Source organism: Paenibacillus sp. ISL-20 (genome assembly GCF_018613005.1).
In the GTDB taxonomy this organism is placed as follows: domain Bacteria; phylum Bacillota; class Bacilli; order Paenibacillales; family Paenibacillaceae; genus Paenibacillus_AQ.
In genome coordinates this window covers 106165-122048 of the sequence record NZ_JAGGRD010000009.1, presented here as the reverse complement: position 1 = coordinate 122048, position 15884 = coordinate 106165, and the positions used below count along the sequence as shown (strand labels likewise).

Sequence of the window (15884 nt, the reverse complement as noted above, 5' to 3'; positions counted from 1 at the left end):
GGGGTTACGCAGGGTCGGGAAATAATTGACGAAGCTCTTCCGGAACAGGCCGGCTTTTACGAGTATGTACATCCATCGCCACACTGGTAACGGCGGCATCCGCGCAAAGCTCTTCCTGTTTGTTGTAAATCTCCTGAATCAGCACATAACTCGTACGACCCATAGAATGCGGTTCGGTCACGATGGTCAGCCGTTCGCCTTGGCCACACTCCTTGCGGTAATTGATGTTGATATTGACGGTAACGGTCTGGACGCCAAGCCGTTTCAGCATATCATATTGAAGACCTCCTGCTTCATACCATTCCTCACGGCCCCACTCCAGATATTCCAGGTATTTGGCGTTGTTTACATGTCCGTTCACGTCGATTTCCGTAGGACGGACGATAATGTCCAGCGAAGTTTTCATCGTAGAGCGCTCCTTTTTAACTATAACTAGTTCCCGTATTTATCTTGTTTAACTGTTCTCCCTTGGGGGAGTATTCTCCTTCAATAGTTAACGCATTTATTGGTATTAAAGTTATAAACTTTAAAAAAGTTAGTTGTTTTTCCTTGCAATTATCAAAAGGTGGTGATAAGATTCTTCATAAGATCAAACAATTTCATATGTTTTATCCTTCGGGGCAGGGTGAAATTCCCTACCGGCGGTGATGAACGCAGTGATTGAGCTTTTGAAAGCAGATGGCTGTGTCTTAGTCCGTGACCCGGATACGCGTGTGTTGTTACACACCGTATGCGGTGGACCTGGTGAAAATCCGGGACCGACAGTATAGTCTGGATGGGAGAAGGAGTGAGAGACACATAAGCAACATGTACTATTTGTGTCTACGCACACAACGTGACGTTTTGTGCAGGTTTTCACATGCAATTCAAATCTGTGCTTGCGATGATTGGATGTCGCCGGTAACGGATTCGGGTCGTTTGTTATAGGCAAAACCTGCATTGATGACGGTTATTTAGTGTGTCAATGATTAACTTCCATCAAGCCCTGTTAAGGATTCCCCGAATCTTTGGCAGGGCTTTTTTATGTGAACATTGGGAAAGGGGCATGTTTACCATGGATATCGTCAACGATGAATTCTATATGTCACTTGCGCTGGACCTGGCTGAACGTGCTCAGGGTCAAACTGGGATAAATCCGGTTGTTGGCTGTGTCGTTGTTAAGGATGGCGCGCTTGCAGGGGTGGGAACACATTTGGAGCGCGGAACACCGCACGCTGAGGTTCATGCCCTGAATATGGCTGGCAACAAAGCGGCGGGAAGTACGGTGTACGTGACACTGGAGCCCTGCAGTCACTATGGTACGACGCCGCCCTGCAGCGAGAGGCTGATTGCCGAGGGTGTTCAGCGAGTGGTTGTTGCTTGCGAGGACCCTAATCCTCTGGTTGCGGGCAAAGGGATTCAAATGCTGCGCGCAGCGGGAATTCGGGTTGAGACCGGTGTCCTTAAGGAACGTGCGCTTCGCTTGAACGAAACCTTCATTAAGTTCATTACGACGGGTCAGCCCTTCGTAACGTTAAAGACAGCCAGCACGCTGGACGGCAAAATCGCATCAAAAACCGGCGATAGCAAGTGGATATCCAATGAAGAATCAAGAGAGCTTGTGCATACGCTGCGTCATCGCCATCAAGGCATCATGGTTGGCGTGTCAACAGTTATCGCGGATAATCCGAGCCTGACAACGAGACTTGGCGTGAAAGGTTTGCATCCGATTAGGATCATCGTGGATTCCAGCCTGCGAATCCCGCCCGACAGCCATGTCGTGACAGACGGATTGGCGCCAACGTGGATCTTGACCACGGAGAAGGCCGATGAGACGAAGCGGATCGGGCTGGAAGAGCTGGGCGTTCAGGTCATCCCCTGCGGGCCAGGTCCACGTGTGGATCTGAAGGCTGCGCTGGCGAAGCTCGGACAGAAGGGGATTGCCTCCATTTTGCTGGAAGGTGGCGGTACTCTAAATGGCTCGATGCTGGAACAGAAGCTGGTGGATCGCCTCATCCAGTTTATCGCCCCTAAGATTATCGGCGGGTATGATGCACCTGGAAATTACATGTTCAGCGGATATGAACAGATGGACCAAGCGATTATGCTTACAGGACTTGAGACGGAAAGACTGGGCGACAATATTTATGTCACCGGGATTCCGGTCTGGAAATAAGTAGAAAGAAAGGAGGGAAGCCTGTGTTTACTGGATTGGTTGAGGAGATCGGCGAAATGAGGCGTATCGGACGGAAAGGCGAAGCCATGCTGCTGAGCATTTCCGCTAGCCGGATCATGGATGATTTAAAGCTGGGGGACAGCGTATCCGTTAATGGCGTCTGTTTGACAGCCACAACGATTGACAAAGGAATATTTACGGTCGATGTGATGCCGGAAACCTATAGAAATACTAATCTTAAGGAGCTGCAGCCAGGCGGAAAGGTGAATCTGGAACGGGCAATGGCGGCCGGAGGTCGATTTGGAGGCCATATCGTTCAGGGGCATGTGGATGGCGTCGGCGTCATTCGGAATGTGCAGGCAGATCAGAATGCCGTGGTATACGAGATTGCGCCCGCGAGTGGGGATGTATTCAAATATATCATTCCGAAGGGCTCCGTCACACTGGATGGAATCAGCTTGACCGTTGTCAAAACAACAGATTCCTCCTTTACGGTATCGATCATCCCCCATACGCTGGCGGAAACGGTGCTGGCATATAAAAAAGCAGGGGATACGATTAATATCGAATGCGACATTTTAGGGAAATATGTGGATCACCTGCTGCATTACGGCTCAGAAGGGGCCGGGAGCAGAGGCGGGACAAAACCGGGAATCAGCAGGGATTATCTTGCAGAGCATGGATTTGCCTAAGCCGAGTGCTTCACATAGAGTCTCCATGAGAAGAAGGAGGAGTAGCGATGGATGAGCGTTTTTCATTTCATACAATCGAAGAGGCGTTAACCGATTTGAAGGAAGGCAAAGTCGTCATTGTCGTAGACGATGAAGACCGTGAGAATGAGGGCGATTTTATCGCATTAGCTGATATGGCAACTCCGGAGGTCATTAATTTTATGATCACCGAAGGCAGAGGGTTGGTATGTTTGCCCATGACGCAGGCCAGAGCTCAGGAGCTCGACCTCAAACCGATGGTTACCCAAAATACGGATTATCATGGAACGGCCTTTACGGTCTCCATTGATCATAAGGATACGACGACAGGCATCTCGGCCTATGAGCGGTCCATCACCGTCAAAGGTATCTTGGATTCGAATGCATCTGCATCCGATTTCCGAAGACCGGGTCATATGTTCCCACTGATCGCAAAAGATGGAGGCGTCCTGCGCCGGGCAGGGCATACGGAGGCCGCTGTCGATCTTGCCAGATTGAGCGGGTCCTATCCGGCCGGCGTCATCTGCGAGGTGATCAAGGAAGACGGCACAATGGCACGGCTGCCGGACCTTGTGGAGATTGCGAAGAAGCATGATCTGAAGCTGATCAGCATCAAGGATCTGATTCATTACCGCAATGAAAAAGAAAAGCTTGTCCAGCGAGAGGTAGCTGTGCGGATGCCGACCGACTTCGGCGTATTTCAGGCAGTCGCCTATACCAACGACGTGGACAATAAAGAGCATGTAGCTTTGGTAAAAGGGGAGATCGATGGGAATGAGCCTGTCCTCGTACGCGTGCATTCCGAGTGCCTGACAGGAGATGTGTTCCACTCCCATCGCTGCGATTGCGGTCCCCAATTCGAGGCGGCCCTCCGCCAAATCGATGAAGCGGGCAGAGGCGTTCTTCTCTACATGCGCCAGGAGGGGCGAGGCATCGGCTTAATCAACAAACTGAAAGCCTACAAGCTCCAGGAAGAGGGACTCGACACTGTAGACGCCAACCTGAAGCTCGGTTTTGCGGCGGATCTGCGTGATTACGGCATCGGAGCCCAGATCCTGAAGGATTTGGGGATCAGAAAAATTCGCTTGCTGACAAACAATCCACGCAAAATCAAAGGCCTCGAAGGATACGGCCTGGAGGTGGTTGAGCGCGTTCCGATCCAAATGCCGGAGAACGAGGATAACACGGGCTACCTGCATACCAAGCAAGCCAAGCTCGGTCATATGCTGAAATTCAACGATATCGAGCAGAACGAAAGCACCAACTAATCACCACATAACAAAAGGTCAATCCTGTGGGGTGGTTTGCTTCTTAGTATGGCCCAGCGAAGAGGACGGAATGCTGCTGGAGAAGCGGTAGCGGTCGCCTTTAAATCCTGATTTCTACCTTGTAATCATAGATCATGAAATCAGGATTTAACAGTGATCGGAAGCAGCAGCCGTCAGCGCAGCGGGCAACAAGCATCGAAGTCATTCCCACCATGACCTTATATAAACTCCAAACCGAAAGGAAGTTTTCCATCATGGCAACTATATTTGAAGGTAAATTAGTATCCGAGGGATTAAAGTACGGTATCGTCGTAGGTCGTTTCAACGAGTTCATCACCAGCAAGCTGCTGAGCGGCGCACTGGACGCATTGAAGCGACACGGCGCACAGGAGAACGAAGTGGATGTCGCGTGGGTGCCTGGCGCGTTTGAAATCCCGCTCATTGCCCAAAAAATGGCAGAGAGCGGCAAATACGATGCAATCATCACCTTGGGAACCGTCATTCGCGGCTCTACCACGCATTATGATTATGTGTGCAACGAAGTGGCCAAGGGGGTATCCGCAATTAACCTGAAGACCGGTGTACCAACGATTTTCGGTGTCGTCACGACGGAGAATATCGAACAGGCCGTGGAGCGTGCGGGAACGAAGGCCGGCAATAAAGGCTGGGATTCCGCGATGGCTGCCATCGAGATGGCGAACTTGACGAAAAGCCTAAAATAGTGCTTATTTAATGTAGTGCTCTTTTTTTAGAGCACTGCATTTTATTTTTTGGCGGGAGGATTCACCGTGACCGTATTATACAAGCTGGAAACGTTTGAAGGACCGCTCGATCTGCTGCTGCATTTGATTGATAAAGCGGAAATCGACATCCAGGATATTCCCGTCAGCGAGATTACCGAACAATACATGGCCTATTTGCACAACATGCAGGAGCTGGAGCTGGAAATTACGAGTGAGTTTCTGGTGATGGCTGCAACGCTGCTGTCTATAAAAAGCAAGTTATTGCTTCCGAAGCCTCCGGTTATCGAGATGGACGAGTTTGATTTTTATGAAGAAGATGACATGGATCCGAGAGCAGAGCTCATTGCCAAGCTGATCGAATACCGCAAGTACAAAGGCATCGCCCGCCATTTGCATGAGAAGGAATGGGAACGCAGTTTAATTTATTCCAAGGAAGCCGAAGACCTCACGCCTTACATGCCGGAAGTGGAAGAGAATCCGGTGCAGGGATTACATATTTCGGATTTGATCGCTGCTTTTCAAAAAGCATTAAGCAAAGCAGTCAAACGCACATCGTATGCCCGCATTCAGCGGGATGAAATATCGGTTAAGGACCGGATCCGTCAGGTCATGGATGCCCTGGAGGAGGTTGGGCCAGGAGGCAGGATCCTGTTCTCCAAGCTGCTTCACGAAGAAATGGTACGGCATGAAATCGTGGTAACCTTCCTGGCCATTTTGGAACTGATGAAAATGAAGCAAATTTTGTGCTACCAAGAGAAGTTGTTTGAAGATATCGTCATGGAGTGGAGAGGGGAAGGACGCATTGATGGATTATCCGAAGCTGAAATCGATTATTGAGGGGCTTCTGTTCCTGTCGGGAGAAGAGGGCTTGTCGGTTAGGCAAATTGCTGAGATCACCGAGCAGTCGGATGGCCTGGTTGGCGAAGCGCTTGAGGACATGAAGGAAGAATGGGAGCGTTATGAGCGGGGGATTCAGATCGTACAGATTGCGGGGAGTTACAAAATCGCTACGCTGGCCGAACATGCTCCGTATTTCGAGCGCCTGGCGTATTCGCCTTCCCGTTCCTCCTTGTCGCAAGCCGCACTCGAAACACTCTCCATCGTTGCTTATCGTCAACCGATTACGCGCGTTGAGATTGAAGACATCCGCGGCGTCAAGGCCGAACGGGCGATCCATACGCTGGTAAGCAAAGGATTGATCGAAGAAGTCGGACGGGCCGAGGCGATTGGCAGACCGATTTTGTATGGAACAACCAAGTCTTTCCTGGAATATTTCGGACTTGCCAATATCAAGGATTTACCGGAGCCGTCGCAATTTGAGGATAATGATAATTTGGAAGAGGAAACGCAGCTGTTGTTCGATAAGCTTGATGGTCGTCAGCTTACGTTCGATGATGTAGAGGAAAGTTAGCCATTATACAACACATTGGCTTGTAATAGAATCCTGGGCGTGGAGAAATCCACTGTCCGGGATTTTTTAATGTCACTTGCGAAAATTTGAAATCAGGGACTTGGAATCGTTTCGCATCATTTGGGGGCGTTTTTGCCATACTAAGCCAAGCGGATAACATTTTACTAAGTACGTCTTGGGGGTTACTTCGTGAGGGTATGGATCTTTCTGGCGGTCGGTTTGGTCGTTCTCCTCATCGTATTGCTGGTCGTTGTGCTTAGCTCCAAGGTAACGATTAAGCTGGATGTGGTTCTAAGAAAAGATGAATATAAACTGTTGGCGGAAATTAAAATGATCTTCGGATTGATTACGCGCAAATATACAGTCCCCTTTCACCTGGCGAACGGTGGGATCGAGTTTAAGAAGGAAACCGTTCCCGTAGAGCAGGGGATTCCACTCCGTTCGAAAGAGCAGGAGGATTCTTCAAGCAGAACCATTCGATACAGAGACTATGCGCGGGTATTGTGGTCTACAAAAGGGTTCAAAAAATGGACGAGGCAGACGATGGCGGCCGTTCATCTCATGGATGTGCGCTGGTCAACCCGGATTGCGCTTGAGCATGCGGCCGATACGGCGGTAGCGACCGGGCTGCTGCATGGCATAAAGCATACACTTCTGGGATGGATGTCGTATCGCCTGATCATGGAAGAGATGCCCCAAATCGATGTGGTGCCAATCTTTAACGGTCCGCCGCAAATTTCCACAGAGCTAAACTGCATAGCGAAAATCTCCTGCGGAAAAGCTATGTATGCTGGACTGGTACTTATAGTTCGCGTGTTAAAGGTGAAAGGAGGAATTAGATCATGGCAGAACACCCTATTCAAGGCTTGATGCAAACGGCTATGGAAAACATCAAGGGAATGGTGGACGTTAATACGATTGTAGGCGACCCGGTGAATACGCCTGACGGCAGCGTTATCCTGCCAATCAGTAAAGTGGCTTTTGGTTTCGCTGCCGGCGGTAGCGACTACAACGTTGAGGCGGGAGGAACACACTCAACTACCACTAACGGGACGCATAACGATCATAGTGCCCTTCCTTTTGGCGGCGGCAGCGGCGGTGGCGTGTCCATTCGGCCGATTGCTTTCCTGGTCGTGGGTAAAGAAGGCGTGCACATCGTGCCGCTCGACAATCAAACCCATCTGTTTGAACGGATTATTGATGCGACTCCGTATTTACTCGATCAAATCCAGTCGATGTTTCAATCAGGCAGCAATGCCGCGAACGACACCACGCCTCCGCCTGCGTACTGACGGAGCAAGCAAATCCCTTTCGTTCTTAACGAAAGGGATTTTTGCTGTGAAGATTAGTGAATTTATAAGCTTTCAGCCGAAGCTAACTTAAACCGATCATTGCTGGAGTAACTTCACTTTAACGGGGTCGGTCTTGGTAAAAGTACGTCAACAGACGTTTCTATTGCGAAATGGACATACCTTTAGCGTAAACGACATATACTTGTACAAGATTTCTTAACACCGGAGGATAAAATGATGAAAATGAAATGGACGAACTGCAAGTCTTTGTTATCCATGTTGATGGTCATAAGCTGCTTGCTGGTTACGGCTGTCCCCGTGCATGCAGATCATGAGAATGGCCCCACCAATCATGCGCAGGCAGCTGCACTGATTGATGTCACTTCCGGTAGAGTGCTGTACAGTAAGAACGGGGACGAGCGTTTAAGAATCGCAAGCCTGACCAAGATCATGACAGCTATCGTGGCAATTGAACACGGCAAGCTGGACGATCGCGTCAAGATCTCCAAAAATGCTTTTGCCAAAGAGGGCTCCTCACTCTTCCTGAAGCTTGGTGAGGAGATGACGCTTGAGAATTTGCTGTACGGCTTAATGCTGCGATCAGGCAACGATGCCGCGACAGCGATTGCCGAACATGTCGGGGGGACGGAAGAAGGCTTTGTGTTGCTGATGAACGAGAAGGCTGCCGGGCTCGGCTTGACGAACTCGCATTTTATGAATCCACATGGACTGGATCATGATGAACATTACTCTTCTGCTAATGACGTAGCCAAACTGACGGCGTATGCCCTCAAGAACCCTATCTTTAGCGAGATTGTCAAAACCCCGACGAAGAAAGCGCCCAATCCGAATGAAGCGTGGGACTACAAATGGGATAACAAAAACAAGATGCTTCGTTTCTACGAGGGAGCGGACGGCGTCAAAACCGGTTACACCAAAAAAGCATTCCGCTGCCTGGTGAGCTCTGCCACCCGAAACGGGCAGCAGATCGCGGCGGTCACGCTGAATGACGGCAACGATTGGAATGACCATTCCAAGATGCTGGATTATGGATTTGCTCATTTTCCACTGAAAAAAGTTACGGAGAAAGGGCAGAAGGTCCAGGGCTATTCACTCGTCACGGGCAGTTCCTTTACGTATGCATTCGCTCATGATGAGGAAGCACGCCTCGTGAAGAGACTGGTGCTGCATAAAGCGAGCACACCCGACTTGTCTTTCGGACTGCGGGGTCATATTGAACTGCTGCTGGATAATGTCAGCATCGGCAAAGTTCCAGTCTATGCGGAAGGAAGCAAGCTTCCTGAAGTCCCTGAGGTCTTGCAGAAGTCCAGAAGCACATCCGGACCACTCGGTTCGTTGTCGCTGTGGCAGTCCGCAGGAGAAGTGCTTAGGCATCTGTTCAGGGCCAAATCATAACTAGCCTTCGCTAAAGAGATCGTGGATTCTCCACGCAGCGGGGCAGCAAACGGGGGCGAAGAGATGATCAATTTGATTTGGATGGGGATGATACTGATCGGCGTTTGCTTTGCGGCAGTGAACGGAAACATCGAAAGTGTTACAAAAGCCGCGTTTGACGGAGCCCAGACGGGAGTGACTGTCTCCTTCGGTCTCATCAGCATACTGGTGTTCTGGCTTGGCATGATGCGCCTGGCAGAGGATGCTGGCCTGCTGAAGAAGGTTGCCAAGCTGCTGGGCCCGGTTGTCCGTTTCCTATTCCCGGATGTACCGAAGAATCATCCCGCTATGGGATATATATTGTCTAACATGAGCGCCAATTTGTTCGGTCTGGGCAATGCAGCAACTCCGATGGGAATCAAAGCGATGCAGGAGCTTCAGAAGTTAAACCCGGATAAGGACACAGCTTCTCCGGCGATGTGTACGCTGCTTGCATTAAACACAGCAAGCATTACGCTGATACCGACAACGCTAATCGCGATCAGGCTAAATTATGAGTCCGCCAATCCTTCGGAAATCGTTGGTACCACGCTTTTGGCCACTGCGATTGCAACGGCGGCCGCCATTATGGCTGACCGATGGTATCGAAGACGGACGATACGCCGCCAGAAGCCGCCGGGAATCGGTACAAGCCTGAGCCCGGATGTGAAGGGGTGATGAGCGTTGCTATCATGGATTAATCTCGTGTCCGCCTGGTCTATTCCCATTATTATCGCATTCATTCCGCTTTATGCTTATACGCGCAAAGTGCCCGTATATGAATCGTTTGTGGATGGAGCCAAGGACGGCTTCTCCACGGCGATTGGGATCATCCCGCACTTGGTCGGCATGATGGTCGCCATTAGCGTATTTCGGTCTTCCGGTGCGCTGGAGTTTTTTGTGGGTTGGACGGGCCCCTTTCTGCAATCGCTAGGGGTACCGAGCGAGATTTTGCCTTTGGGAATTCTCAGACCGCTGACGGGTACAGGCTCTCTCGCTTACACGACTGAACTGATCCGGGCATACGGTCCAGATTCCATGATTGGTCGAATCGCGTCGACCATACAGGGAAGCACGGATACGACCTTGTATGTACTGACCGTCTACTTTGGCGCCGTCGGAATCCGCAATGGCCGGTATGCGCTGAAGGTGGGGCTGTTCTCCGATTTGATCGGTTTTATTGCGGCGATTGCTGTCTGCCTGCTGGTGTTCGGTTAATTGAGATCATTCGAACGGTCTGAGAAAGACGGAGCGTTTTTTCTATGTAACAGGACGTATGCCTATACCCTCGATTCCATCGCGTCATATACTGCTGCAGTTACAAATTGTAGTAGGGGTGATGAAATGGAATTCGAGGGTTTTGTTATTCATCATACCGTGTGCGAGCGGGAACCGCGGAACTGGGATTTTAAAATCCACCCGGACGGCTCGGTCTCTTCTTCATCCATGCTGGTTCAGCCGGGACAGATTCACATCTGTCTTGAGGGCGACTTCAATATCGGCTACCAGTCCATGTCGCTGGACCAGAAAACACAGCTTTTTACCGCCAGCAAAATCATTTTGGAGCTATCCAGACTCCATGATATTTCCCCGTTATACTTGTTTCCTCACTCCGACACCTGTCCTGGGGCACATTTTCCATGGAACGCGCTTGTGATTTATCCTGTCGATGGTTATCATTAGGAATGAGGTGACCTAACGAACATGGAGAGATTACAGAAAATTATGGCACAGGCCGGAGTCGCTTCCCGCCGCAAGTGCGAGGAATTGATTCTTGAAGGCAAGGTGCAGGTAAACGGAGAGACCGTTACCGAACTCGGCACAAAGGCCGATCCAGCCCAGGATATCATTACGGTTTCAGGCAAACCGATAAAGAATGAGAAAAAGGTATACATTATGCTGAATAAGCCGAAGGGAGTCATTACAAGCGCTTCTGATCCCGAAGGCCGAAAAATTGTATCGGATTATCTCAAGGGCATTAAAGAGCGGGTATATCCGATTGGACGTTTGGACTATGATACAGAAGGACTCCTGCTGCTGACCAATGACGGCGAATTTGCCAATCTGCTCAGCCACCCTAAATATCATGTACCCAAGACTTATTTGGCTACCGTGAAAGGGGTGCCGCATGGCACCGAACTGGACAAGCTTCGCCAAGGGATTATGCTGGAAGACGGCATGACGTCTCCTGCCGAGGTGGAGTATAAGGATGTGGATCCGGATAATAAACAATCCGTCATATCGATTACCATTCATGAGGGCCGCAACCGTCAAGTGAGAAGGATGTTCGAAGCGATTTCCCATCCGGTAACGCGATTGAAGCGTATATCTTACGGGGATCTGCTGCTGCAAAATTTAAAACGGGGCTTGTACCGCCATTTGACAGCGGATGAAATCAACCAGCTTTTGCAGATGGCGAAAGCCGCTAAGCCGGGCGGGAAACCGAAGAGAAAACGTTAAACCCGACACATAATATTCAAAATGGCGAGCGGCGTTTATGACAAATTTCGTTATAATTGTTCATAGGATGTTCACACCCATAGTATACGATATGATGAATGTCATAGAAAGGAAGCTGCTGCTTTATGGGCAAATCAAGGAAAAGCGTACAGATTGTGATTCTGCTTGCCATTATCCTGGTTGGAGTGTACGCCGTTGCAACCGTTGTATTCGGCTCTGATGAGGTTCCCAAAGTGGGTCAAAAGGCAGCGGATTTTGAACTTCTAGGCATGGATGGCGGCGTACATACCATGAGTGAATACGAGGGTAAGGCCAGGGTGATTAATTTCTGGGGCACCTACTGTCCGCCATGCGTGCGGGAAATGCCGGCTCTTCAAGCTCAGTGGGAGAAATGGAGCAGTCAAGGCGTTGAGATCATCGGAATTAATGTGGGAGAGAACAAAATGACCGTTGAGAATTTCGTTGCTCAAACCGGCGTAAAGTTCCCCATACTAATGGATCCGAAACGGAATGCTGTTGCCAGCTTCGGGGTTGGGCCCATGCCAACCACCTTTTTTGTTACGGCCTCTGGCAAGATTGACCATATTCGTATAGGCGAACTGGATTTGAACACCCTTGATAAACAAATTGAACAGTTGGTGAATGCGAAATGAGTCAAGGTTCCAAGCCTTTGATCCAGAACACGAAGTGTGATTGTGGACACCAGAATCCAACGGGGACGGTCCTCTGCGAGGCTTGCGGGAAGCCGCTGACCGAGGAAGCGGAGGCCCAGCCGATTCTGGAAATGCGGTATGACGGCGTTGCTCGTCGATCACAGAAAGAAAACCCCGGTATGATCGATCGGGTATGGAATTTCTTTTCTTCGGTAAAAGTAGCAATATATCTGATATTGCTTACGCTGATTGGCTCCTCGCTAGGGACCATCTTTCCGCAGGAAAGCACATTCCTAAACATTGACCCCTCTGTCTATTACAAAGAGGAGTACGGACAGCTGGGGCATATTTATTACTTGCTCGGGCTGTCTCATACATACACGTCTTGGTGGTTCGTGCTGCTGCTTGTCATGATCGGCGCATCGCTTGTCATTTGCAGTCTTGACCGGGTCCTGCCCCTGTACAAAGCGCTCAGCAGACAGCGGATTCCGAAGCACATGTCCTTCCTTACCCGCCAGAAGGTGGTATACCAAGGGCATGTTGATGAAGACGGTGCCGACTGGGTTGAACGGGTGAAGCCAATCATTAAGAAGAAGGGCTACCGCGTGCGAACGGATGGCGGGACCCTACTGGCGGAGAAGCAGCGGTTCAGCCGCTGGGGCCCCTATGTTCTTCATATCGGTCTGATTATTTTTCTGCTTGCTGTTCTTGGACGGAATCTTCCTGGACTGCATATGGACGAGCACATGGCTTTCCCTCAAGATGAGCCTGTGCACATCAAGAACACCAGTTACTATTTATTGAACGATGGCTTTAAGGTGGAGTTCTACACCGAGGACGATATGCCTGAGGAATTTAAAGGCAAGAATAAAGTACTGCCGAAGGAGTTCCAAACCCAGGCGATCCTGTATATGTGCGAGGCCAATTGCGACGATTTTGATAAAAAGCCTCAGCTCGTGGAATTGACACGCCATAACATTGAGGTGAATCATCCTCTCAATTACAAAGGGTTAAAAGCTTATCAATTCGATTATGATCTGACCCCGATTCTCCGTTCGGTTTCGCCAGTGCTGATTAACAGTAAGAGCGGGAAGGAATACGGAAAAATCACATTGTCGATCGACGATCCTCAAAGAGAGTATCAGGCGGGAGAATATACGTTAACGCTTACACAATCCTTTACCGATTTTGGACTTGGCGATAACGGCAAACCGGTAAACCTGTCACCTAACCCGAATGCGCCTGCATTCTTATTTCTGATTAAGGGGCCTGAACTGCCGAAGGAAGGCATTCAATACTTCTACTTCCCTAAACAGATTGATAAGGAACGCTTTAATCAGGAAGCGATCAATGCACAGCTGGCGGGTGGGGAAGCACTCGTACAACTGGATGTACGGAGCATGGACGATGTGGACTTTTCGGAATCTACGACTTATCTGAATATTCGTGTGGATAAAGCCATGCCGTTCATTTGGATTGGTTGTTTTATCGGTATGCTCGGCCTGATCATGGGCTTTTATTTCACCCATCGCCGGATCTGGCTGCGTATTGATAACCAAACGCTGACCCTTGGCGCACATACGAACAAGAACTGGTTTGGGCTTCGCAAGGAGATCTCTGCGATCCTCAAGCAAATGAATATCGAAGTCGATGAAAAGTCATTGGAGAATAACAGGGGGACTAAGCATGAATCTAATTGATTTTAGCGGCAACGCATTTATCGTTGCTTTTACCTTGTATTGTGCGGCATTTATCATGTATGCACTTGCCGTTATGGGACGACGGTTCCGCAAGCGGGACCCGGAAGCCCATTTGGCTAAATGGGGGAAGATTGCATTTGTAACGGCATCGATCGGTTTGATCGGACATCTGCTGTACTTCTTTACGAGATGGGCGGGCTCTGGACATGTGCCTGTCAGCAACATGTATGAGTTTATGACCTTCTTGTCGATGGCAATCATGATTGCCTTCCTCGTACTTTATTTTATCTACAAAAAATCGCTGCTCGGATTGTTTGCACTGCCGCTGGCTATTCTGATCATGGCGTATGCAGCTGTGTTTCCGCAGGAGGTGCAGCCGCTGATTCCTTCGCTTCAGTCCTATTGGCTGGGGATTCACGTAACCATGGCTGCGCTGGGCGATGCATTTTTTGCGGTCGGTTTTATCGCCGGCCTGATGCACTTGCTCCGTACCGTTAACTTTAGCGGAACAGACAAGGGCGCGCGCAGGGAACAGCGCTGGCTTGAACTCTGCATGTTTGCCATCGTGATCTTGATCGGATTTATTTTGTCGGTATACAGCTTCCGTGCGAGCGGATATCAGGCTGAATTTAACCAGACTTTGGTTGACCCGAAGACAGAAAATAGTACAATAGTAAAAGTGGAATATAACATGCCACCGCTTGTCGCACCTTATAAAAGCGAAACGGAGAGCATGCAGTCCTTCTTGGGCATGAAATCTCCACTCATGGAAGCTCCGTCCTGGATGCACGGCGTGAACGCTGGACGTAAGCTGAATACGGTGATATGGTCGCTGATCACGGGATTGATTCTGTACGGATTGCTCCGCCTTATCCTGCGCAAGCCGCTGGCCAAGTTCATTCAGCCTGCCCTTAATAGATTGGATCCGGACGATCTGGATGAAATCAGTTATCGCGCCATTGCGATTGGGTTCCCGGTATTTACACTGGGAGGTCTCATATTCGCCATGATCTGGGCAGAAATTGCATGGGGCCGGTTCTGGGGCTGGGATCCGAAGGAAGTATGGGCGCTTATTACATGGTTGTTCTACAGCGTGTACCTTCATCTCCGGTTATCGCGCGGCTGGCAGGGTAAACATTCGTCCTGGCTGTCCGTTATCGGCTTTATCGTGGTCATGTTTACGCTGGTCGGCGTCAACTTGATTATCGCGGGTCTGCATTCTTATGCGGGAACCGATTAATTGTAAATCGAATAGCAGTGAATGATCAATCAGAAGGGCCCTTTCTTAATCAAGAGGGCCACTTCTGATTTTCCCTATAAAAATGAAGGAGTTGGCTGCCAATGTCAGAGCACGGAAATCGCATACTAGTTGTTGATGATGAAGAACGGATTCGCCGATTGTTAAAAATGTATTTGGAGAAGGAAGGGTATGAAATCGAAGAGGCGGAGGATGGAGAAACTGCTCTTCGCAAAGCAAGCTCCGAAGATTACGGGCTCGTCATTCTGGATGTGATGCTGCCCGGGATGGATGGTGTCGAAGTATGCACGCGTCTCCGTCAGGTGAAGTCTACGCCTATTCTCATGCTGACTGCCAAGGGTGAGGAGATCAATCGCGTACAGGGATTTGAAGTGGGGGCCGACGATTATGTTGTGAAGCCGTTCAGTCCGCGCGAGGTGATCTATCGTGTTAAAGCGATTTTACGCCGCTCATCCGCTACGGCTTATTTGAGCAAGGAACCGAACCCAAGCAACAGCATTGTTTTCCCGCATTTGATCATTGAACATGATGCTCACCGCGTGACGGCTGGAGGGCATGAAATCAGTTTGACGCCGAAGGAGTATGAGCTTCTGCACTACCTGGCCTCGTCCCCGGACAAAGTATTCTCCCGCGAAGAACTGCTTAAGGACGTATGGAATTATGAATTTTTCGGTGATCTTCGCACCGTCGATACCCACGTAAAGCGGCTGCGCGAGAAGTTAAATAAGGTATCCGCGGAATCCGCAGCTATGATTACGACCGTATGGGGAGTAGGCTACAAGCTGGAGGTACCGAAGTAA

18 protein-coding genes and 1 riboswitch are annotated in these 15884 nt (G+C 49.8%); of the genes, 17 read left to right on the top strand and 1 reads right to left on the bottom strand.

What is annotated here, in order from left to right; translation table 11 throughout:
- Positions 1-4: 4 nt before the first annotated feature.
- Positions 5-406: an acyl-CoA thioesterase gene (locus J7E85_RS06015; protein WP_215155973.1), complete on the bottom strand. Its 402-nt coding sequence runs from the start codon at positions 404-406 to the stop codon at positions 5-7.
- Between the two features lie 201 nt (positions 407-607).
- A riboswitch (FMN riboswitch) is annotated at positions 608-791 on the top strand.
- 263 nt (positions 792-1054) lie between these two features.
- Here J7E85_RS06015 and ribD point away from each other — a divergent pair.
- The 17 genes from ribD (at position 1055) to J7E85_RS05930 (ending at position 15884) form a co-directional block, all read left to right on the top strand.
- Positions 1055-2155 carry a bifunctional diaminohydroxyphosphoribosylaminopyrimidine deaminase/5-amino-6-(5-phosphoribosylamino)uracil reductase RibD gene (gene ribD / locus J7E85_RS06010; RefSeq protein ID WP_215155971.1) on the top strand — a complete coding sequence of 367 codons (1101 nt, stop codon included), beginning with the start codon at positions 1055-1057 and terminating at the stop codon, positions 2153-2155.
- Positions 2156-2178: 23 nt separating this feature from the next.
- The gene (ribE, locus tag J7E85_RS06005) at positions 2179-2847 is read left to right on the top strand and encodes a riboflavin synthase (RefSeq protein WP_098742989.1); all 669 of its coding nucleotides are present in this window, start codon (positions 2179-2181) and stop codon (positions 2845-2847) included.
- Positions 2848-2894: 47 nt separating this feature from the next.
- Positions 2895-4133 (top strand): bifunctional 3,4-dihydroxy-2-butanone-4-phosphate synthase/GTP cyclohydrolase II, encoded by a 1239-nt coding sequence (locus tag J7E85_RS06000; protein ID WP_076320927.1) that lies wholly within the window; start codon positions 2895-2897, stop codon positions 4131-4133.
- Between the two features lie 254 nt (positions 4134-4387).
- Entirely contained in the window at positions 4388-4855 is a 468-nt protein-coding gene (ribH, locus tag J7E85_RS05995; RefSeq protein WP_006209422.1) for a 6,7-dimethyl-8-ribityllumazine synthase, read from the top strand.
- A gap of 66 nt (positions 4856-4921) precedes the next feature.
- Positions 4922-5713, top strand: a complete 792-nt coding sequence (locus J7E85_RS05990) for a segregation and condensation protein A (RefSeq protein ID WP_071223898.1) — start codon at positions 4922-4924, stop codon at positions 5711-5713.
- Positions 5682-6287, top strand: coding sequence for an SMC-Scp complex subunit ScpB (scpB, locus tag J7E85_RS05985; RefSeq protein WP_098742993.1), 606 nt, complete (start codon positions 5682-5684; stop codon positions 6285-6287). Before J7E85_RS05990 ends, scpB begins: the two co-directional genes overlap by 32 nt.
- A 189-nt stretch (positions 6288-6476) precedes the next feature.
- The gene (locus J7E85_RS05980) at positions 6477-7157 is read left to right on the top strand and encodes a DUF2953 domain-containing protein (RefSeq protein WP_215155970.1); all 681 of its coding nucleotides are present in this window, start codon (positions 6477-6479) and stop codon (positions 7155-7157) included.
- Positions 7130-7579: a GerW family sporulation protein gene (gene ytfJ, locus J7E85_RS05975; RefSeq protein WP_215155968.1), complete on the top strand. Its 450-nt coding sequence runs from the start codon at positions 7130-7132 to the stop codon at positions 7577-7579. The genes J7E85_RS05980 and ytfJ overlap by 28 nt, the downstream gene beginning before the upstream one ends.
- Positions 7580-7813: 234 nt before the next feature.
- Positions 7814-8995: a D-alanyl-D-alanine carboxypeptidase family protein gene (locus J7E85_RS05970; RefSeq protein WP_215155965.1), complete on the top strand. Its 1182-nt coding sequence runs from the start codon at positions 7814-7816 to the stop codon at positions 8993-8995.
- A 63-nt stretch (positions 8996-9058) separates the two neighbouring features.
- Positions 9059-9691, top strand: coding sequence for a nucleoside recognition domain-containing protein (locus J7E85_RS05965; RefSeq protein WP_215156242.1), 633 nt, complete (start codon positions 9059-9061; stop codon positions 9689-9691).
- Between the two features lie 6 nt (positions 9692-9697).
- The gene (locus J7E85_RS05960) at positions 9698-10231 is read left to right on the top strand and encodes a spore maturation protein (protein WP_076320934.1); all 534 of its coding nucleotides are present in this window, start codon (positions 9698-9700) and stop codon (positions 10229-10231) included.
- A 126-nt stretch (positions 10232-10357) separates the two neighbouring features.
- Positions 10358-10696, top strand: a complete 339-nt coding sequence (locus J7E85_RS05955) for an N-acetylmuramoyl-L-alanine amidase (protein ID WP_098742998.1) — start codon at positions 10358-10360, stop codon at positions 10694-10696.
- Positions 10697-10717: 21 nt separating this feature from the next.
- On the top strand, positions 10718-11473 hold the full coding sequence (locus tag J7E85_RS05950; RefSeq protein ID WP_071223906.1) for a pseudouridine synthase: 756 nt from the start codon (positions 10718-10720) through the stop codon (positions 11471-11473).
- A gap of 125 nt (positions 11474-11598) precedes the next feature.
- Positions 11599-12126: a redoxin domain-containing protein gene (locus J7E85_RS05945; RefSeq protein WP_215155963.1), complete on the top strand. Its 528-nt coding sequence runs from the start codon at positions 11599-11601 to the stop codon at positions 12124-12126.
- Positions 12123-13826: a cytochrome c biogenesis protein ResB gene (gene resB, locus J7E85_RS05940; protein ID WP_213645142.1), complete on the top strand. Its 1704-nt coding sequence runs from the start codon at positions 12123-12125 to the stop codon at positions 13824-13826. Before J7E85_RS05945 ends, resB begins: the two co-directional genes overlap by 4 nt.
- The gene (gene ccsB / locus J7E85_RS05935) at positions 13813-15066 is read left to right on the top strand and encodes a c-type cytochrome biogenesis protein CcsB (protein WP_215155961.1); all 1254 of its coding nucleotides are present in this window, start codon (positions 13813-13815) and stop codon (positions 15064-15066) included. The genes resB and ccsB overlap by 14 nt, the downstream gene beginning before the upstream one ends.
- 101 nt (positions 15067-15167) lie before the next feature.
- Complete coding sequence (locus J7E85_RS05930) at positions 15168-15884, top strand: response regulator transcription factor (protein ID WP_009595176.1); 717 nt, start codon at positions 15168-15170, stop codon at positions 15882-15884.

Excerpts from the sequence above, each read along its gene's own strand:
- J7E85_RS06015 (WP_215155973.1), bottom strand. The coding sequence starts at position 406 with ATGAAAACTTCGCTGGACATTATCGTCCGTCCTACGGAAATCGACGTG.
- ribD (WP_215155971.1), top strand. The coding sequence starts at position 1,055 with ATGGATATCGTCAACGATGAATTCTATATGTCACTTGCGCTGGACCTG.
- J7E85_RS06000 (WP_076320927.1), top strand. The coding sequence starts at position 2,895 with ATGGATGAGCGTTTTTCATTTCATACAATCGAAGAGGCGTTAACCGAT.
- ribH (WP_006209422.1), top strand. The coding sequence starts at position 4,388 with ATGGCAACTATATTTGAAGGTAAATTAGTATCCGAGGGATTAAAGTAC.
- scpB (WP_098742993.1), top strand. The coding sequence starts at position 5,682 with ATGGATTATCCGAAGCTGAAATCGATTATTGAGGGGCTTCTGTTCCTG.
- ytfJ (WP_215155968.1), top strand. The coding sequence starts at position 7,130 with ATGGCAGAACACCCTATTCAAGGCTTGATGCAAACGGCTATGGAAAAC.
- J7E85_RS05970 (WP_215155965.1), top strand. The coding sequence starts at position 7,814 with ATGATGAAAATGAAATGGACGAACTGCAAGTCTTTGTTATCCATGTTG.
- J7E85_RS05965 (WP_215156242.1), top strand. The coding sequence starts at position 9,059 with ATGATCAATTTGATTTGGATGGGGATGATACTGATCGGCGTTTGCTTT.
- J7E85_RS05955 (WP_098742998.1), top strand. The coding sequence starts at position 10,358 with ATGGAATTCGAGGGTTTTGTTATTCATCATACCGTGTGCGAGCGGGAA.
- J7E85_RS05950 (WP_071223906.1), top strand. The coding sequence starts at position 10,718 with ATGGAGAGATTACAGAAAATTATGGCACAGGCCGGAGTCGCTTCCCGC.
- J7E85_RS05945 (WP_215155963.1), top strand. The coding sequence starts at position 11,599 with ATGGGCAAATCAAGGAAAAGCGTACAGATTGTGATTCTGCTTGCCATT.
- resB (WP_213645142.1), top strand. The coding sequence starts at position 12,123 with ATGAGTCAAGGTTCCAAGCCTTTGATCCAGAACACGAAGTGTGATTGT.
- ccsB (WP_215155961.1), top strand. The coding sequence starts at position 13,813 with ATGAATCTAATTGATTTTAGCGGCAACGCATTTATCGTTGCTTTTACC.
- J7E85_RS05930 (WP_009595176.1), top strand. The coding sequence starts at position 15,168 with ATGTCAGAGCACGGAAATCGCATACTAGTTGTTGATGATGAAGAACGG.